The following is a 17,839-nucleotide window of genomic DNA, read 5'->3' as shown; positions in this document are numbered from 1 at the left end:
ACGAAACATTGCTAATCTGTCGCTGCTTTTAAATCCTTCACTCTAATGCCAAGTAGCAAGAGTGTAAATAGGTAGGTTGCCCCACCAAGCACAATCAACATTGTTAGCGTTGTAGCGCGCTGTGCGAGCCCCCAAGATAACCACTGTTGCATGTCATCTAAACGCCACACAACTACCGCCACCATCACGATGGCACTCACGGCTAGTTTGGCAATAAAAATCAGCGTTTGCTTAGTTACTCGGTATACCTGCTGAATATGAAGACCTCGATACAACAGCACCATATTGACCAACGCCGATAAGGCTGTCGCCATCGCAAGACCAACATAGCCATAGAAATAAGCGAATATGGCATTAAACACCATATTAGAAGCCATCGCGATAATGCCGTACTTAACTGGCGTTTTGGTGTCTTGTCGCGAGAAATACCCCGGAGCCAGAACTTTAATCAACATAAAGTTAAGTAGCCCTGACGCATAAGCCAACAAAGACATCGAAGCTTGCTCTACATCATGAGGGGTAAATTCACCACGCATGAATAACACCATCAGCATTGGTTTAGCGAGTACCATCAAACCAAGCATGGCTGGCAACCCAAGCAACACCACCATTCTTACTCCCCAATCCATCGTCGATGCAAACCCTTGGCTATGGGCATCGACATGTTTTCGAGATAAGGCGGGAAGAATAACGGTGGCAATCGCAATACCAAATAACCCTAACGGAAACTCTAGTAATCGATCGGAGTAATACAGCCAACTGATAGAACCCGTAGCAAGAAAGCTGGCAATAAACGTATCAAACAACAAATTAATTTGGCTGACCGACACACCAAAAAGAGCAGGAATCATTAACGTTCGAATTTTAACAACGCCAGGATCACGCCACCCCCACTTAGGTTTCACTAATACCCCAGCCTTAACTAGGAAGGGAATTTGAAACACAAACTGCACAAAGCCACCAAGAAAAACACCAATCGCCAAACCAATTTCGGGCTGTTCAAGACTTGGGGCAATAAACCATGCGCTGCCAATAATCATCACGTTTAAGAAAACAGGTGTAAACGATGAGACCGCAAATTTCCCCAAGGTATTGAGAATGGCACCGGACAAGGCGACAAAGGTAATAAACCATAAATAGGGAAAGGTGATCTTCAACATCAAGCTGGCTAGCTCAAACTTAGGCGCAGCAGGCCCATCATTAAGCCAATCTAGGAACCAACCAAAACCAAATAACGCCGTCACGACACCGGAACCGAGGACACCAAACAGTGTCACTATCGATACAAGCACACCAAGCGTCCCTGACGCCTTGGCAATAAGATCTCGAGTTTTCTCTTTATCACCCGCGGCATGGTACTCTGTTAAAACGGGTACGAAAGCTTGCGAAAATGCCCCTTCAGCAAACAAGCGACGTAAAAAGTTAGGTATTTTGTTGGCAAAAAAGAACACATCCGCACTGGCACCGGCTCCCATTAAATTTGCCACGACAACATCGCGAACCAGTCCCAATACTCGGGACACAAGTGTCATTGCACTCACAATCATGCCTGACTTAAGAAGCCTTTTACTCACTTGAACCCCTAATTACCTTGCTAATACCTTGTCACAGAAAGGTTTCTATCGTCTTTGTTATTGAAGAGCGGATTAGTATTAGCATTGGTTGAAAAATACTGTTAGAATCCCCGCCATCTTAACCGCGAAGACCTCCAGATATCAAAACTTGTTTTATATCGTTGGGTTTTTGCACAAATCAGTTGACATTTAAGTGCAAATAGAGGATATTCCTCGCCCTTAAATTGTCACCGAACTAAGTTTTTGGGAGTTAGACCCTTGGCAAACAGTAAATCTGCTAAGAAGCGCGCTATCCAAGCTGAGAAACGTCGTCAGCACAATGCTAGCCGTCGTTCTATGATGCGCACTTACATGAAAAAAACTATCGCTGCTATTGAAGCAGGCGATAAAGAAGCAGCAACAGCGGCACTAGTTGAAGTTACACCTCTTCTAGACCGTATGGCGACTAAAGGCCTTATTCATAAGAATAAAGCGGCTCGTCATAAGTCTCGCTTCACTGCAGCAATCAAAGCTCTTTAATTAGAACTTGATTTGCATTAAAAAACCGGCCTTGGCCGGTTTTTTTGTATCTATTACTTTTATACTTCGTTGCTAATGAAGGACTACGTTCACGCAACGATAATCCTCCAACACCGTACTGCTTTACTCTTCTTTGCAATACAAGCCATGTAGTAGCTCAATCATTTGACGAACTTCGACACTGCTTAATGTGTAGAAGACAGTCTGAGCCTCTTTGCGTGTCGACACTAGCCCATCCCGACGCAGCCACGCCAAGTGCTGAGAAAGCGCTGATTGGCTTAGCTTTAAATAATCGCACAACTCACCAACTGACAACTCAGTATTATGCAGCATGCAAAGTATTTGCAGACGACGCTCGTTGGCCATCGCTTTTAGGAGAACAACCGCTTGTGGTGCGTTTTTTTCCATCTCCTGCAAATTCATATTTTACCTCTTTCTTTTCAGCAACGTCAGACACGAGCTTTTGTCTTAATAGCCATGCCTTGTCAATTAGTACAATTCATCACATTTTACATGGCTATAATCAAACTGCGTAACAGTTTTTAAACAAATTCATGGCTCTTTAACGATAGACAATTTCCTAAACGTTTAACAACTCGCTAAAGTCTGCTTCGCATACCCCTTTCACCGCGGGGTGCTGAATCATTCTCTCTGCAAAAATGACATAATATTCTTCTTTAAGATCATCAATATCACCAATATGCTGAAGTGGGCGCCGATCGGAAATCTCGGACATATACAAGCTTGGAGCCAAAAAGATGACGTCTTCTTTATACATGGAGAAAGCTTTCATCAAGGCGACATCATCAAATTCGCCTAAAATGTTGGGCTGAATGCCTTGTCGATCGAACCATTGGTGAATTTTTCGTCCCATCGATGTTCGACTTCCGGGAAGAAGGAGCTTTCTTTGCTCCAATATTTCAGGGAAATGCCCCCCCTCAACATGGCCGGAAGTAAAGAAACTCATACGACTTTCTCCAAGCTTTTTACTAAATAGCCCAGGGCTTTGACTGGAATCTACTGGACAGTCCGACAAAATCATATCCAGTTTATGTTGAGAAAGCTGTTCTAATAACATTTCGTGAGTCGACTCAAAACACCTTAAGTGAATACTGTTGTCATCAGGAATAGTAGTCATGAGTATTTTGCTCACTAAACGTTTTGATAATGCATCTGCTACGCCGACATCAAAAAGAATATTTGAGCGTTGGCTGTAATTGACAATATCGAGCATTTCATAACTCAAGCCAAACATGCGATCCGCGTATTTATAAACAAGCTGGCCTAACTCTGTCGGCTCAACGCTTCTTCCATTTCGCTTCGTTAGCTTGCCATCCATTCTTTCCTCTAGTGCTTTGATCTGCCCAGTCACCGTTTGAGGCGTTAAAAATAGAGCATCTGCCGCCTTAGTTACCGAGCCTTGTTTGCACACCATCCAGAAATAGTACACGTGGTTATAGTTTAAATGTGACATGACTTACCGCCTTAAAATTCTCCACACCTTTATAGCAAAATCTCTCGAACCCATCAATTATCGATAAAACCGAACCAAACAAACACAAACATCGTTTTTACCGAATAAGTCACAGTCATAGCTGTCATATTACTATCGCTATAAAACGATAAAATCGAATTTACTCATTAAAAATCGTCTATTTATCTATTTTTCTCACGATCAACAAACCAATTAAAAATCAATAGGTTAAAACAAAACCGCTCGATTAGTACTTTAAAAAAACCACAAATATCGCAGTTATTAACGAGCGACACATTATCGTCATATTACTGTCATATTTCAGATCTACTATCGCTGCAGATTCAACTACAGACCTACAACAAACTTATTAAGGTCACACGGAGAAAACTATGATTAACCAAGCAACGACAGCTGCGACACCTACGTCGAATTCGACACGTTGGCTACGCTGGGCTAACTTGGCATTCATGCTGTATTTACTACTTCTTGCTGTATCTATGGTAGGCAGTGGATTTAAGATCGCAACGGGTGAACAGGCTAAGGTCTTGTTTGAGTTTGCATCTCATCCTATTGCTGGGTTAATGATTGGTCTCGTCGCTACGGCCCTGATCCAATCATCAAGTACCGTTACTTCAATCATTGTTGGTCTTGTTGCCGGCGGACTTCCGGTCACCGTCGCTATTCCGATGATCATGGGTGCAAATATTGGCACCACGGTAACCAATACATTGGTTAGTCTTGGCCACGTGCGCTGCAATACTGAATTTAAACGTGCCTTTGCAAGTGCCACTATTCATGATTTCTTTAATCTATTAGCCGTCCTCATTTTCTTACCACTAGAAATGATGTTTGGCATTTTTGAAAAAGTCTCCCATTGGCTAGTTTCACCAATGCTTGCAACAGGTGATATGAGTATGGGTGGTTTGAACTTTATCAAGCCAATGACAAAGCCTGTCGTCTCTGCTATCCAAGAGCCATTAATGCAATTTGGTAACGTGACAGGCGGTGTACTACTGATTGTGCTTGGTATCGCCACTATCTTTGTCGCTATCACCGTGATGGGCAAGCTAATGAAGAGCCTAATGGTAGGACGTGCTCGTGAAATCCTGAAAAACGCGATTGGTCGTGGCCCTATCCACGGTATCGTTTCGGGCTCTATCGTTACGGTCTTAGTTCAGTCTTCTTCAACAACAACAAGCTTAATGGTTCCACTTGTTGGTACTGGTACGTTGAAAGTACGCGATGTTTACCCATTCACTCTGGGTGCTAATATCGGCACGTGTATCACTGGCCTGCTTGCCGCGACTGCTGTTTCTGGAGAATTCGCTATTTTCGCTCTTCAGATTGCTCTGGTTCACTTGGTCTTTAACGTATTCTCAACCATCTTTATCTTTGGTATTCCGTTCTTAAGAGAGCTACCAATTAAAGGGGCAGACTACCTTTCTGAGATGGCGATCAAAAACAAAGCCGTAGTTGCTGGATACCTTGCTTCTATCTTTGTTGTGATTCCGGGTACGATCCTCGCACTAACAGCATAAGCATAAAACCAAGAACGACACCGCTCCACATAAAGTGGTGAACGAAAAAACGAAGCCCAACTTACGATAAGTTGGGCTTTTTCGTTATCTGTTACCAATTGTGGGCATAGCTAGTAGTCACCATAGTCATAGGCATCGTACACGTCATAGTGTTCAATCAAATCCACTTCATCCACGTAATCCCAATAATAATGGCGGTCGTAATAGTAGTCATAATAGGGATCGCCTACATAGTAGGTTTTAATACGCTTATCATTGGTCCATAGATAGTAATTCGATGCTTTAAGCACCGGAACTTGTAACACTTGCTGACCAACCTTAATCGTCTCACTGGCCGCTATGACCCCGACAAATGTCATCGGTTTTCCTTGCATAAACACCGCAGGGTCTAAAAATCGTTCCACCTTAACGACAAAACGCGAAGAGCCTTGCTGTGTTTCATCTGGCCTTCCTTTGTCATCGAGTTCAAATTGGCTGATTTCTACTACACTTGAACCCTCTGTAGGGTTGCTGACTTTCGCAATAACCCCTCCCCATCTGGCTGGCTGGCCAACGACACTATTTCCATCACTCACTGCCGTTTTATAGGCCACTAATTGCTTTTCATCCGCGACTTTTATTTCCGAGGGCGCACTGCTGCAACCCGCTAACACCACCAACAATACAAGTCCAAACCATCGCATAATATGCTCCTTTGCAAACGCCTCTTTTACTATTATGAGCGACACAGACCGTTGCTCGCAAGGTGAAGGGGCTATTCAGCCTATTAATGTCTCAGCCCCAAAACGCCGACAGTGATGCGAGCACCCGATACAAGCAAGCTAATTATCACCAACAGCAATAAACACACACGATGCTGACTAAACGTTTACCTGCGGTGGGTTATGTTTTTCTCAGCGGTTATTTACCCTACCTCAAAGTCCAATAACAATGTGAATTCCTTATGAAAATCAAAACACTTCTTCTTATCGCTATGTTGAGCTCGCCTTCTTATGCATATTACTGTGATCAAACCTCTGATGGTGCTATCGACGGCGCGGTTGATGGAGCCATTACTGGTGCCGTTGTGGGCGGTATCGTGGATGGTGGCTCAGGCGCGGCGGCAGGAGCGGCTATTGGTGGTGGTGCAGGCGCGGTAGGCGGTGCAATCGATGGCGCTTACGATGAAGAAGCTTGTGAAGTGGTCGGTGATGTAGTGGAAGAAGATGTCATTGAGGAGGAGATCGTCGAAGAAGAGATCATCGAAGACGAGTACTACGACTAACTGTTACCTATGTAACTAAAGTAACCTTGAGTTTGTTACTGACCGTAATAAGAAATTTATCTTACACTGCCTAATAATTAAAACGGGAGTATGGTCATAATGAAAAAGATTGCTTTAGTTACTGGTGCTTATCAAGGTCTTGGGCTAGCCACTTCGGCTCTATTAATGGAACAAGATTACCATGTCATTATGGCCGATGTGCAATCTTGTAGCCCACTTGCCAATCAGTTTCGTCGACAAGGCTACTCTGCCTCGCACCTAAAGCTCGATCTTGCCATGTCCTCAATATTTCCTGCTATCGCCAATCTAATTGATGAGCAATTTGGTCAACTGGATGTATTGATCAACAATGCCGCTATCTTAGTCGATATGGGGCAGCACCCCTCCCAACTGGATGAAGATACGTACCGCAGAGTGCTTGAGATCAACCAAATAGGTCCGTTCTTGTTAACGAAAGCGCTAACGCCTTTGCTAAAGAATGCCAAACAAGCGCGCATCGTGAATGTCTCCAGTCAAGTTGGGCAACTCGCGCAACTTTCGGATATGAACTCCCCGATTAAAGAAGATATTTGCGCTGCCTACCAAGCATCAAAGATTGGGATTAATGCGAACACTGTGCTCTTTGCCAAAGAACTTGAGCCCTATGGTATTAAAGTCAATTCTTGCTGCCCAGGGTGGGTTGACTCCGCTATGAATAGCGATGACTTACCAGACTATGGTGATAACGTAAGACCAAAGACACCACGAGAAGGCGCTGATACCGCCGTTTGGCTAGCGACACTCAACGAAGATGGCCCAACGGCAGGATTCTTTACCGATCGAACTCGTATTGATTGGTAGCCTCTCCGTTAGCACCATATAAAAATGGCCGAGTAATGCTCGGCCATTTTTGTTACACAGAAAACGGATATTTTATTGGCTCATGACACTGATAGTCACGGACCTCAAAGTCATCGATGGTCACCCATGTCTCTAAATCTTTTAATGATTTAATCTTGGGGTTAATGTGGAACGTTGCAGCAGAAAGCGGTTCACGCTTTAACTGCACATCACGCATAAGTTCGAGTTGATCTTCATAAATATGCCCATTGACGATTTTATGATAAGCCTTACCGGGTTTCTTACCAGTGATCTGCGCCATGATGGCCAAAAAGACATAGACTTGCACCATGTTAAAATTCAGCCCCAGCGGAACATCACATGAACGCTGCGTACTGTTTAAATGCAACGTATCACCAAGCAATGAAAAGTGGTGGCTGTACATGCACGGGCGTAAACAACCCATGTGGAATTCACCTGGATTATAAAAATTTAAGATTTCACCACGATCATCAACACCACGCGTTAAATCATCCACAATTTTGCCAAGTTGGTCGATATGCCCCCCATCGGGTTTCGCCCAAGCACGCCCTTGAACACCATACACACGTCCCATATCGTCTTCACCTTTACGATATGAATTGTTCAACCAAGCTTCATTAAGGTTCGCGTTCGCATCCCAAGTTTTTGTGCCTAACTTACGAAAATCTTCCGCATTATCATAGCCACGAATATAACCAAGCAATTCAGCAACCGCAGACTTCCAGAAACTTTTACGAGTCGTCACTAAAGGAAACGCATTGCCCGCAACATCATAAGTAAGATCTGCGTTGATAACGGTTAAACAGCGCTTCCCTGTTCGTTCATTTTCAACCCAAACGCCTTCATCAACAATACGCTGACATAAATCCAAATACTGCTTCATAACAATTCCTACTACTTTGCTGCGTTATGTGTCGTGTTGCTATTGACCTTGTAGGCCCATGCCACCATCAAGGCACCTAAGATAACCATCGGCAACGATAAGATCTGCCCCATTGAAATGAAGCCACCAAATAGGCCTAAATGCGCATCAGGTTCACGAACATACTCAATAAGGAATCGGAAACAACCGTACCCTAACAAGAATAAGCCAGATACCGCACCTTCAGGGCGTGGTCGTTTAATAAACCAATTTAGAATAAGGAAAAGCACCACGCCTTCTAGCGCGAACTCATACAGCTGAGACGGGTGCCTTGGAAGCGGGCCGCCATTAGGGAATACAATCGCCCAAGGCACGTCGGTTACACGCCCCCAAAGTTCACTGTTCATAAAGTTACCAATACGTCCCATCCCTAAACCGAACGGCACAAGTGGCGCGATAAAATCAGCAACATTGAAGAATGTACGACCATTCTTACGGGCATACCACAGCATGGCAGTAATCACGCCAAGTAGCCCACCATGGAAAGACATACCGCCTGTCCAGACTTTAAATAGGTATAATGGATCTTGTATTAAGGTATCAAATCCATAAAACAACACGTAACCTACACGGCCGCCGATCACCACCCCTAAAAAACCCGCGAAGAGCAAATCAGATACCTGCTCACGAGTCCAGCCAGAACCGGCCTTATCTGCACGCCTATTCGCCAACCACATCGCGAAAGCAAAACCAACTAAATACATCAAGCCATACCAGCGAACTGAAATAGGGCCAATCTCGAATAAAACGGGGTCAATACTAGGAAATTCAATAAATCCCTGAGACATAAACTGCTCTCTTAACGTTTGGGTAATAAAGGCTAAAACATCATTGAAAATGATACGAATACTAAGAAGACCGCGAAAATCTTTTTAAGTTTCGGAGTTGGTATTGTTGTCGCCAACTTAGCGCCAAATCGCGTCGTCAGCATCGAGGTCATCGCGATTGCTAACAATGCAGGTACATACACATAACCAAGGCTATATTCTGGTAGCCCATCAGCCTTGGTGCCATGGAAGATGAAGCCTATCATACCTGAGATCGCAATCACACAACCACACACTGACGAAGAGCCGACAGCTCGACGCATTTCTACACCATGCTTACTTAGAAAGGGCACCGACATCGAACCACCGCCAATGCCCGCCAAGCTCGATACCATGCCAATTATTGCCCCATACCAACTTGTCACTACCGGGGAAGGGAGTGGACGAGTCGATGTCGAGGATATCGACAAAATCATCTGGATCGCTAATGCCAATACAATCAATGCAAAGAGTTTAGGTAAGTATTGAAAAGGGACCCAATCCGCGACAAACGAGCCAACCAAACCGCCAACAATCACACCAGGCAACAGCCACTTAATGACGAAAATATCCACATTGCCAAGTTTCAGATGATTCAACGCGGAAGAACCGGAAGTAATAATGATAGACGCGAGTGAGGTAGCCAGAGCGATTTGCATCACCAACTCTGCAGAAATGCCAAACATCGGCAGTAGATAAGCCAGCGCAGGTACTACGATCAAACCACCGCCAATCCCCAGCAAACCCGACATCGTGCCAACTACTGCTCCTAAAATAAGCAGCATAAAAAGAAGTTCAAAGTTCATAATATTTCCAACAGGCAGGCGCTAAGATTTACCGGCACGAATAAAGCCAGCTAAGCCTTTTTCCTCAAAATAGTCACGCATCTGATTGTAAATCGAATTGCCATACGGTTGCAGCAATGCTTGGCTGGCTAAGTGTTTCAATTCTTCCATTGTGGTTTGACGAAGAAGATACTTCACTTTAGCTACATTTGAGGTATTCATACTCAATGTGTCATAGCCTAAGCCAACCAACAATAAGGCGCCTATCGGGTCACCCGCTAATTCACCACAGATGCACACGGGTAATTGATAAGACTGACATGTTTGGAAAATATGCTTCATCGCCGCTAACACCGAAGGATGTAATGTCTCATAGATATCAGCGACTTGTGCATTATTTCGATCTACTGCCAGCAAATATTGTGTCAAATCGTTGGTGCCTACTGAAACAAAATCGACTTTTTCCGCCATAAATGGCAGTAAATAAAGCATGGAAGGAACTTCGATCATCACACCGATCTGCGGTGGAACAATATCTTGCTGTAATTGCGCGACTTCATCATAAGCTTGATTAATCAGCGTAATCGCACCATCTAGCTCCTGAACCGAAGTCACCATTGGTAACAAAATACTTAGATTATCAAGCCCTTGACTGGCTCTTAGCATGGCTCGTAATTGAATAAGAAAAATATCGGGGTGGTCGAGCGTAAATCGAATACCGCGCCATCCAAGAAATGGATTATCCTCTTCAATCGGCAGGTACGGCAGCGCCTTATCTCCCCCAATATCCAGCGTTCTCATCACAACGCGTTTCGTCGGATAAGCCTGTAATACCGAGCGATATTGTTGCACCTGCTCTTCTTCTGAGGGAAACTGCTGCTGCAACAAAAAGGAAATTTCTGTTCGATATAGCCCGACACCATCGACACCCTTGTTCAATGAAATGCTGGTATCGGCGCTTAATCCAGCGTTGAGCAACACCTGAATGCGTTGACCATCTTTCGTGGCCGCACTCAAATCAAGCGTCTGCTCAACCATGCGAGACAACTCGCTCTCTTCCGTCACCAATTCACGGTATTCGCTTAACAGCTCTGCGCTTGGATCCGGGAATATCTCACCGCTATAACCATCAACAATTGACAGTTTGCCGCTTAAAAGCTCTGGGTTAATACTCACGCCCATGACCGCAGGTATGCCCATTGCTCGAGATAAGATAGCCGCATGGGAGTTCGCTGCACCCTCAAGCGATACGACCGCAAGCAACTTATCTTTGGGTACTGACGCTAAAATAGAGGCGGTTAGCTCTCTAACAACCAAAATTATCGGCTCAGAAAATTCGTGTACTGGCTGTTCAGAATTGTGGAGGAAAAATAATAATCGCTGACCGAGCTCTCGAACATCTTGTGCTCGCTCACGAAGGTAAATGTCGGACATTTTGGCAAAACGGTTCGCATAACTCTCTACCACTTGGCGAAGTGCCCAATCGGCTCTATCCCCCTTTGCTATCTGAATTTTCAGATCTTTTCGCAACATGGGATCATTCAGCAAATGGGTAAAGAGATCAAATATTGCTAACGCATCTTTGTTGAGTTCAAGATCCAGCTTCTTACGCATTCGCTTGAAATCTGCTAAGGCATTATCAATAGCAAGCGATAGCAGCTCTTGTTCACGATTTATATCTAACGCAGAGGCTGGAAATACGTTACTTAGCTCAGGCTGCGTGTTGTCCCACCACATAGGACCGATTGCAACCCCTGAAGAAGCCGCAATTCCTTTAACCACCGTTAGCTGATTATCGTCAAAAAAACCAAGCCCTTGTGATTTGGCATGGGCAATAAGTACCGCAACTTGCGCCGCAAGTGTTACTAAAAACGATTCTTCTGTTTCACTAAATTGACGGGATTGTTTTTGTTGAATAACAAGCACCCCTAGCACCTGCTTGCGGTGAATGATAGGGGTTCCTAGAAATGCATTGTAGGTATCTTCCCCTAGCTGAGGGAAAAATTTAAATGCGGAATGCTTGGCCGCTTGCGCGATATTGATCGGCTCAGCCGTGCGCTTTACTAGCCCTACCAGACCTTCGTCAAAGTTGATATGGATAGTATCACCTTGAAACGTTAGGCCTTGGGTCGCCATAAGCTCTAAGCGCTGTTGCTGCTCGTTAGCCAGATAAATTGTGCAGCATTCCGTATGCATAGCTGCACAAGTCTGTTTAACTAAGATTTCGAGGGCCACATGCACATTATCTTCTTTAGATACGTGCTCAACTATTTCCCTTAGTTGCGAAAGCATACTTACCCTCTTCGGTGTTTTCTTTTGCCTTTAAACTTACGTTCCTTAAAAGGCATTGCGAGAGAAGCAAATTCTTTCATCGCACGACGATACACATCACGCTTAAAAGAGACAACTTGCCTAACAGGATACCAATAACTTACCCAACGCCAACCATCAAACTCAGGGGTGCTACCGCGCTGCATATTAATCTTAGATTCATCACAATCTAAACGCAGTAAGAACCATTTCTGTTTTTGTCCAATACAGACAGGCTTCGAGTCCCAACGAACCAATCGTTTAGGTAGCTTATACCTTAGCCAATGGCGGCTAACACCGACAATTTTTACATCATCTTTTGTTAACCCGACTTCTTCGTATAATTCTCGGAACATGGCCTGCTCAGGGGATTCACCTTCGTCAATACCGCCCTGAGGAAACTGCCATGAGTGTTGCCCGTATCGTTTAGCCCAGAAGACCTGACCATGGTTGTTACAGATTACAATACCCACATTTAGTCGGTAACCATCGCCATCTATCACTGGCCAACCTCAATTAAATTTTCATTACCTTGATTTTTCCACATATCCCCAAGTTGAGCAAACGTAGACATCCGTAAATTTGAACATTTACCAGTTAATCGAACTTCTATGGATAAGTTTTGCTCACTGCATTACTTATCAACATCACAATGAGACCTAGACCACATTTATTCACCTTTTCTGTGAATAACCATGTGAAGAATCTTTGATCTTCTACTCTAACTCATCAGTGTTTTCTTACTCATCATCATGATAAAAATCACCACCAAAAAATAAACCCAGTAATAACAACGTATTAAACAGGCACAAAGAAATATAGAGCGTAAATAGATCTGCACTTCAAAGCAGGATCTTAGATCGGTCAAAGATCGACCAAAGGCAAGCTTATCCACACTCAGTAAGCTAACAATTTTATCAATCACGAATAATCAAGCATTAGTTTCACCAGTATACCTGTTTATTCATACAGACAATCAAAGATAAAAGAAATAAAAAATCAAGCTGTGGATAACTCATACATAGATCCAAACCGCCTCTCTTGTGATCTTTTTTTGTACAGGCAGCCACCATACTCCATGGTAAACTAAACGGGTCATTCATCTTTATTACATTCATTATTATGAAAGCAACCCCAACATCTGAAGCCGAATTACTTGCCCGAGCCCGAGCCATTGCTGGCCTGACATTTGGTGAACTCGCACAAGAAGCGAAAATGCACGTCCCAGAAACACTAAAACGAGATAAAGGTTGGGTTGGACAATTGTTGGAATGGCACCTTGGCGCAAAAGCGGGGAGTAAGCCAACCCAAGATTTTCCCGACATCGGTATAGAGCTTAAAAGCATTCCGATTAGTTATTCAGGAACACCATTAGAATCGACATTTGTCTGCGTCGCCCCACTTGTTGGTGTGCACGGACTGACATGGGAGCGCAGCCACATTCGTAATAAATTATCGCGCGTGCTTTGGTTGCCGGTAGAGGGTGAAAGAGAAATTCCGGTCGCAGAGCGACGAGTAGGGTCACCTTTAATTTGGAGCCCGTCAGCAGCAGAAGAACTAATGCTAAAAAATGACTGGGAAGAGTTGATGGAACACATCACGCTAGGTCAAATCAATCAACTTACTGCGCACAATGGTGAAATCTTGCAGATACGACCAAAAGCCGCTAACAGTCGCGTAACGACTGGCGCTTATGGAGCAAACGGTCAACCTATCAAAACCTTACCGCGTGGTTTCTATCTAAGAGCCAAGTTCACGGCTTACATTCTTGAGACCTACTTTAGTCGTTCAATGTAGTTTCAGTTCGATATCGCAGTAGCGATTCATTTCCCCCGCACTACCACACTCATCATAGGCGTTGTGTAAACGAAGATAGGCCTTTTCAACACCCAGTTTTTGTAACACTTCTTTTACTGAATCAAGGGACTCAAAATGAATAGGTTCATCATCTTCCTTAATAGGTTCTAGTTTATGTTTATATTCCACTGCTAATAAATAATGTGAAATATCAGCACAACCAATTACAAAGAGTTTAGGTGGGGTATAGCTGTCTTTATGATACCCATGTAACCACCGATCGAGCTGATGTTTTTGCATATTCCACCTCCTTTAGTCATCCATGTGGACAATGCTTTACTGCTTTAATTCTTTATTAATAAACTACAGTTTAGTAAAAGAAATTCAGAAGTGTCGGAATTAAACAGAAGTTTTAGTTAAAAGCGGTATAGTGAAAGAAAACCATCGCAACAAGGAAGGCTCAATGAAATATCATTCACTCCCTCATTCCTCTCTTGAAGTTAGCAAAATCGCCTTGGGCACAATGACGTTTGGTGAACAAAATACAAAAAAAGACGCATTCAACCAACTGGATTTTGCCCTAGAGCGCGGCGTCAACTTTATCGATACTGCCGAAATGTACCCGGTACCACCTAACTCAACAACACAGGGGCTAACTGAAAGCTACATCGGAGATTGGTTATCACAATCAGATAAAAGGCAAAAAGTCATACTTGCAACTAAAGTCGCAGGCCCAAGATCCCTCCCTTATATTAGAGATAATATGAGTTTAGATCGTCGTAACCTTCATCAAGCAATCGACGATAGTCTCACACGGCTCAAAACCGACTATATCGACCTCTATCAGCTTCACTGGCCTCAAAGGCAAACCAACTGCTTTGGTCAATTAAATTATCCCTACTCTGAAGGGAACGAAGGCGTCTCTTTGATTGAGACATTAGAAGCACTCAGTGAATTAATTAACGCTGGAAAAATCCGCTATATTGGCGTTTCAAATGAAACACCTTGGGGTGTAATGTCGTTATTAAAATTAGCTGAAAAACATAATTTACCGAGAATTGTTTCCATACAAAACCCTTATAATTTGCTCAATCGCAGCTTCGAAGTCGGCCTGTCTGAAATAAGCCATCATGAAGGTGTTGAGCTGCTCGCATATTCCCCTCTTGCTTTTGGATGCTTAAGCGGCAAATACCTTAATGGTCAAAGACCGAAAGGGGCTCGTTGCACCGAGTTTGAACGCTTTGTTCGTTATTTCACACCGCAGGGTATTGCTGCAACACAAGCGTATATTGACATCGCAAACAAACATAATATTGATCCTTCACAAATGGCACTCGCATTTGTTAATCAACGTCCTTTTGTGGCATCAAATATTATTGGAGCCACAAATTTATCTCAACTTGAAGCAAATATTAATAGCATTGACATTACGCTTTCTGATGAACTTATGAGCGATATTCAAGAATTAGGGACACGTTATTCAAACCCATGTCCCTAATTGACGTTAACATTTTGAGCCTAAGCTCACGCTCTGCTAACTAAGCAAAAGTGTATTTCTAGGCGGGCAATATCACAGCCCGCCTAGGATTACGTCGCTATTGTTGACCGTAACACCCTTCGAAGATGACGAGCTTTACGTTTGGCAACAACAGCCGGAGCAACCGTCACTGTGCCGAGTGGACGACCTTGGCTATCTAAGCCAATATCTCGCAGCAAATGCTCATTGTGCAGAGGAAGCTGATAAGCATTGCGGCGATAGCGACGTTTCCATTCCCTTTCTTCATGGTGAAGATCCGCTTTAATTAACCAAGTAGCAAGAGTCAGATAAACAGATGTACGCATAATAGTGTCTCCTAAATTTACAAATATTGAGGAGAGAAATAGCGATCTAAAGAAAATTTTCAGTGACTTTGAGACTGCTATTTCCGCAGCCTCTAGAGGTACGGATATTAAAGTTTATTGGTATCAGACATAGATGCAGGGCTAGCTGAAAACAGCGCAATATGCATCCATTGTCGTTTCATACACTCACATGGAAGTGCGATAGTCTTGATAGTAATGTTACGATTCATCATTTACGCCTCCACGTTAACTTAATAATCCGAAATAATTTGAATGGTGTGAGCTCGAAACTCATGGTTAATTTTCAATCAAAGCGTCGCTATTTTCAACAAGTTTGTTACAAAAAAAAACAATAACATGAAATATTCTATATTCTTGCGACTAAGCCACGCTAGGATGAAGCAATACATTGTATATAGAAGCCTTAGTAGTGATTCATTTCAACCGAACAAATAACAACCAGATCAATAAAATAATTCCGTTGCTAAAACACACTTCACAAAAATAATGTAATTAAGAGCAAAGCTTATACAAATCGCCATACGACACATTTAAAAAAACGGTTATACATTGCAGATTGGTACATAAAAGAAAGGACTGGCTGTGTACGGTTCCAGATAGTGATAAAAAAAACCACCGCAATCAAGCGATGGTTTATAACTGGAACAGGTAACTATTTACAACGTTTCTTCCGCGATCAAGTTATGCTTATTTAGCAAACGATACATCGTCGCTCGCGATATGCCTAACTCCTTGGCAGCAAGTGTTACCTGACCATTGTGGCTGTCGAGTACCAATATTAGTGCATCTCGCTCAGAGCGCTCTCTAATGCTCTTTAAGCTACGCTTACCAGAATAGGTACCTGGTAATTCAAAGTGCTTCTTAGACAGCACTTCTTCTTCAGTCATCAGCACCGCTCGCTTAACTTGGTTCAACAGCTCTTTTACATTGCCGGGCCAATGGTAGTAAGTCAGGGTTTTAAGAGCATCATCGTCGATAGATTTAACTGGAGAATTAAATTCTTTAGAAAACTGGCCAATATAATGATTCACCAATAATCCAATATCCGTTGCCCGCTCTTTCAGACTCGGAACATTAATTCTAAGAACATTAATACAATGGAACAGCTCATCATTAAACAAACCGTCACCAAGCGCTTTTTCGATATCGGATGAATCTGCCGCTAAAATGCGAATATCATACTCTTTCCAGCCATTGACCGTCTCTACTTTGCCCTCTTGATAAAACTTCAGTAAGTTCATTTGTTGTTTGGGCTGCAAGGTAAATATGTCATTAAGTAGGATCGTGCCTCCCGCCGCTTGCTCAAGCAACGAAACCTGATCTGGGTTATGTAGGCCAAAAAATTCATTTTCAAAGCGAGCGTCAGAGAAAGCACGACAATTAACCGCGATAAAGGGTTTTTGCGAGCGGGAAGAGCAACGATGAATAGCCTTCGCCACCGTTTCTTTGCCACAGCCCACCTCACCATGAATCATAATACTGACATCTGTTGGGCCGATACGCTTAATTTGATCTCTCAATCGCCTTACAGGTAGAGATTGCCCAACAAGACCAAGATCATGATTATTGCCATTATGCGGCCAAACTTTCTGCTCAAGTTTAAGCATACCAAGTTGGTGACCAATCGTGCCCATTAAGCGTGAGTCTGGAATAGGTACAGTAAAAAAGTCGATACAGAAATTCACGATAAATTGGCATATGGTGTCTGAACTTAATTGAGACTCTCTGATAAAAGCAATCCACCTTACCTGTTTATGGGTGCTCACCAGTTTTGCAATCCCATTTAAGCTAAAGTCATCTCGTGTTAAATCCACAATACCAATACAAGGACCTATTTCGGAGAAAATGGCGTCCGCTTTACGTAGATCAGAACACTGCGTACATCGCCAACCAGCTTGTTCTAAAACTGATAACCATGGCTCGTAGGTCCCCCCCACTACCACTAAAGCGCCGGGGATGGAATCCATCTTAAACTCGGTTCCCATTACATCATTCCTTATTATTACTTTTAGGATTCAACTGGTTAATTCTATTGAATAGGACTATTCTCACAAGGTAACTCTTACATTATTGCCGACTTTACCTGTCTCATATTTAAGACTAGTGCACAGTTTTTTATTTTT

Annotated in this window: 19 protein-coding genes; 6 read left to right on the top strand and 13 right to left on the bottom strand. The window is 43.3% G+C overall.

Annotated features, from left to right (window positions below; all coding sequences use genetic code 11):
* Positions 1–11: 11 nt before the first annotated feature.
* Positions 12–1,574 carry a murein biosynthesis integral membrane protein MurJ gene (murJ, locus tag L4D74_RS21760; RefSeq protein ID WP_428754591.1) on the bottom strand — a complete coding sequence of 521 codons (1,563 nt, stop codon included), beginning with the start codon at positions 1,572–1,574 and terminating at the stop codon, positions 12–14.
* Positions 1,575–1,832: 258 nt separating this feature from the next.
* On the opposite strand from murJ, the gene rpsT reads away from it, so the two are divergent.
* Positions 1,833–2,093, top strand: a complete 261-nt coding sequence (gene rpsT, locus L4D74_RS21755) for a 30S ribosomal protein S20 (protein WP_102469934.1) — start codon at positions 1,833–1,835, stop codon at positions 2,091–2,093.
* Positions 2,094–2,216: 123 nt separating this feature from the next.
* Here the strand turns inward: rpsT and L4D74_RS21750 are convergent, their stop codons facing one another.
* Positions 2,217–2,516 (bottom strand): ArsR/SmtB family transcription factor, encoded by a 300-nt coding sequence (locus L4D74_RS21750; RefSeq protein WP_265676406.1) that lies wholly within the window; start codon positions 2,514–2,516, stop codon positions 2,217–2,219.
* A gap of 157 nt (positions 2,517–2,673) precedes the next feature.
* On the bottom strand, positions 2,674–3,567 hold the full coding sequence (gene nhaR, locus L4D74_RS21745; protein WP_428754590.1) for a transcriptional activator NhaR: 894 nt from the start codon (positions 3,565–3,567) through the stop codon (positions 2,674–2,676).
* A 395-nt stretch (positions 3,568–3,962) separates the two neighbouring features.
* Between nhaR and L4D74_RS21740 the strand changes: the two genes are divergently transcribed.
* On the top strand, positions 3,963–5,108 hold the full coding sequence (locus L4D74_RS21740; protein ID WP_428754616.1) for a Na/Pi symporter: 1,146 nt from the start codon (positions 3,963–3,965) through the stop codon (positions 5,106–5,108).
* A 110-nt stretch (positions 5,109–5,218) separates the two neighbouring features.
* Here the strand turns inward: L4D74_RS21740 and L4D74_RS21735 are convergent, their stop codons facing one another.
* Positions 5,219–5,791 (bottom strand): Slp family lipoprotein, encoded by a 573-nt coding sequence (locus L4D74_RS21735; RefSeq protein WP_428754589.1) that lies wholly within the window; start codon positions 5,789–5,791, stop codon positions 5,219–5,221.
* A 260-nt stretch (positions 5,792–6,051) separates the two neighbouring features.
* Here L4D74_RS21735 and L4D74_RS21730 point away from each other — a divergent pair, with 260 nt between their 5' ends.
* Together L4D74_RS21730 and L4D74_RS21725 are read left to right on the top strand one after the other, a co-directional pair.
* The gene (locus L4D74_RS21730; RefSeq protein WP_428754588.1) at positions 6,052–6,372 is read left to right on the top strand and encodes a YMGG-like glycine zipper-containing protein; all 321 of its coding nucleotides are present in this window, start codon (positions 6,052–6,054) and stop codon (positions 6,370–6,372) included.
* A gap of 99 nt (positions 6,373–6,471) precedes the next feature.
* Positions 6,472–7,212: an SDR family NAD(P)-dependent oxidoreductase gene (locus L4D74_RS21725; protein ID WP_428754587.1), complete on the top strand. Its 741-nt coding sequence runs from the start codon at positions 6,472–6,474 to the stop codon at positions 7,210–7,212.
* Between the two features lie 52 nt (positions 7,213–7,264).
* Here the strand turns inward: L4D74_RS21725 and L4D74_RS21720 are convergent, their stop codons facing one another.
* Genes L4D74_RS21720 through rppH form a run of 5 tightly spaced genes read right to left on the bottom strand, consistent with a single transcriptional unit; the run spans position 7,265 to position 12,559 of the window.
* Positions 7,265–8,116 (bottom strand): thymidylate synthase, encoded by an 852-nt coding sequence (locus L4D74_RS21720; protein WP_428754586.1) that lies wholly within the window; start codon positions 8,114–8,116, stop codon positions 7,265–7,267.
* Positions 8,117–8,127: 11 nt separating this feature from the next.
* Complete coding sequence (gene lgt, locus L4D74_RS21715) at positions 8,128–8,943, bottom strand: prolipoprotein diacylglyceryl transferase (protein ID WP_428754585.1); 816 nt, start codon at positions 8,941–8,943, stop codon at positions 8,128–8,130.
* 32 nt (positions 8,944–8,975) lie between these two features.
* Positions 8,976–9,767: a sulfite exporter TauE/SafE family protein gene (locus tag L4D74_RS21710; protein WP_428754584.1), complete on the bottom strand. Its 792-nt coding sequence runs from the start codon at positions 9,765–9,767 to the stop codon at positions 8,976–8,978.
* A 21-nt stretch (positions 9,768–9,788) separates the two neighbouring features.
* Complete coding sequence (gene ptsP / locus L4D74_RS21705; protein ID WP_428754583.1) at positions 9,789–12,038, bottom strand: phosphoenolpyruvate--protein phosphotransferase; 2,250 nt, start codon at positions 12,036–12,038, stop codon at positions 9,789–9,791.
* A gap of 2 nt (positions 12,039–12,040) precedes the next feature.
* On the bottom strand, positions 12,041–12,559 hold the full coding sequence (rppH, locus tag L4D74_RS21700) for an RNA pyrophosphohydrolase (RefSeq protein ID WP_250617519.1): 519 nt from the start codon (positions 12,557–12,559) through the stop codon (positions 12,041–12,043).
* A 619-nt stretch (positions 12,560–13,178) separates the two neighbouring features.
* Here rppH and mutH point away from each other — a divergent pair.
* Positions 13,179–13,853 carry a DNA mismatch repair endonuclease MutH gene (gene mutH / locus L4D74_RS21695; RefSeq protein WP_428754582.1) on the top strand — a complete coding sequence of 225 codons (675 nt, stop codon included), beginning with the start codon at positions 13,179–13,181 and terminating at the stop codon, positions 13,851–13,853.
* Here mutH and L4D74_RS21690 read toward each other — a convergent pair.
* Positions 13,845–14,153 (bottom strand): DUF6482 family protein, encoded by a 309-nt coding sequence (locus tag L4D74_RS21690; RefSeq protein WP_428754581.1) that lies wholly within the window; start codon positions 14,151–14,153, stop codon positions 13,845–13,847. The two genes, mutH and L4D74_RS21690, sit on opposite strands and share 9 nt — an antisense overlap.
* Before the next feature lie 163 nt (positions 14,154–14,316).
* On the opposite strand from L4D74_RS21690, the gene L4D74_RS21685 reads away from it, so the two are divergent.
* Positions 14,317–15,351 (top strand): NADP(H)-dependent aldo-keto reductase, encoded by a 1,035-nt coding sequence (locus L4D74_RS21685; protein ID WP_428754615.1) that lies wholly within the window; start codon positions 14,317–14,319, stop codon positions 15,349–15,351.
* Positions 15,352–15,440: 89 nt separating this feature from the next.
* On the opposite strand, the gene L4D74_RS21680 is transcribed toward L4D74_RS21685, so the two are convergent.
* The 3 genes from L4D74_RS21680 to L4D74_RS21670 form a co-directional block, all read right to left on the bottom strand.
* Positions 15,441–15,695, bottom strand: a complete 255-nt coding sequence (locus L4D74_RS21680; RefSeq protein WP_428754580.1) for a DUF1127 domain-containing protein — start codon at positions 15,693–15,695, stop codon at positions 15,441–15,443.
* A 107-nt stretch (positions 15,696–15,802) separates the two neighbouring features.
* Positions 15,803–15,928, bottom strand: a complete 126-nt coding sequence (locus L4D74_RS21675) for a hypothetical protein (protein WP_428754579.1) — start codon at positions 15,926–15,928, stop codon at positions 15,803–15,805.
* A 444-nt stretch (positions 15,929–16,372) separates the two neighbouring features.
* Entirely contained in the window at positions 16,373–17,701 is a 1,329-nt protein-coding gene (locus L4D74_RS21670; RefSeq protein WP_428754578.1) for a sigma-54-dependent transcriptional regulator, read from the bottom strand.
* Positions 17,702–17,839: the final 138 nt, after the last annotated feature.

The sequence above is a fragment of the Vibrio cionasavignyae genome, from assembly GCF_050337155.1.
GTDB classification, from domain to species: Bacteria; Pseudomonadota; Gammaproteobacteria; order Enterobacterales; family Vibrionaceae; genus Vibrio; species Vibrio nomapromontoriensis.
This window is presented reverse-complemented; position numbering and strand designations above follow the sequence as displayed.

What these genes read in the sequence shown, in the direction of transcription:
- L4D74_RS21750 (WP_265676406.1), bottom strand. Translation starts at nt 2,516, where the DNA reads ATGAATTTGCAGGAGATGGAAAAAAACGCACCACAAGCGGTTGTTCTC.
- nhaR (WP_428754590.1), bottom strand. Translation starts at nt 3,567, where the DNA reads ATGTCACATTTAAACTATAACCACGTGTACTATTTCTGGATGGTGTGC.
- L4D74_RS21735 (WP_428754589.1), bottom strand. Translation starts at nt 5,791, where the DNA reads ATGCGATGGTTTGGACTTGTATTGTTGGTGGTGTTAGCGGGTTGCAGC.
- L4D74_RS21730 (WP_428754588.1), top strand. Translation starts at nt 6,052, where the DNA reads ATGAAAATCAAAACACTTCTTCTTATCGCTATGTTGAGCTCGCCTTCT.
- L4D74_RS21725 (WP_428754587.1), top strand. Translation starts at nt 6,472, where the DNA reads ATGAAAAAGATTGCTTTAGTTACTGGTGCTTATCAAGGTCTTGGGCTA.
- L4D74_RS21720 (WP_428754586.1), bottom strand. Translation starts at nt 8,116, where the DNA reads ATGAAGCAGTATTTGGATTTATGTCAGCGTATTGTTGATGAAGGCGTT.
- lgt (WP_428754585.1), bottom strand. Translation starts at nt 8,943, where the DNA reads ATGTCTCAGGGATTTATTGAATTTCCTAGTATTGACCCCGTTTTATTC.
- L4D74_RS21710 (WP_428754584.1), bottom strand. Translation starts at nt 9,767, where the DNA reads ATGAACTTTGAACTTCTTTTTATGCTGCTTATTTTAGGAGCAGTAGTT.
- ptsP (WP_428754583.1), bottom strand. Translation starts at nt 12,038, where the DNA reads ATGCTTTCGCAACTAAGGGAAATAGTTGAGCACGTATCTAAAGAAGAT.
- mutH (WP_428754582.1), top strand. Translation starts at nt 13,179, where the DNA reads ATGAAAGCAACCCCAACATCTGAAGCCGAATTACTTGCCCGAGCCCGA.
- L4D74_RS21690 (WP_428754581.1), bottom strand. Translation starts at nt 14,153, where the DNA reads ATGCAAAAACATCAGCTCGATCGGTGGTTACATGGGTATCATAAAGAC.
- L4D74_RS21685 (WP_428754615.1), top strand. Translation starts at nt 14,317, where the DNA reads ATGAAATATCATTCACTCCCTCATTCCTCTCTTGAAGTTAGCAAAATC.
- L4D74_RS21680 (WP_428754580.1), bottom strand. Translation starts at nt 15,695, where the DNA reads ATGCGTACATCTGTTTATCTGACTCTTGCTACTTGGTTAATTAAAGCG.
- L4D74_RS21675 (WP_428754579.1), bottom strand. Translation starts at nt 15,928, where the DNA reads ATGATGAATCGTAACATTACTATCAAGACTATCGCACTTCCATGTGAG.
- L4D74_RS21670 (WP_428754578.1), bottom strand. Translation starts at nt 17,701, where the DNA reads ATGGGAACCGAGTTTAAGATGGATTCCATCCCCGGCGCTTTAGTGGTA.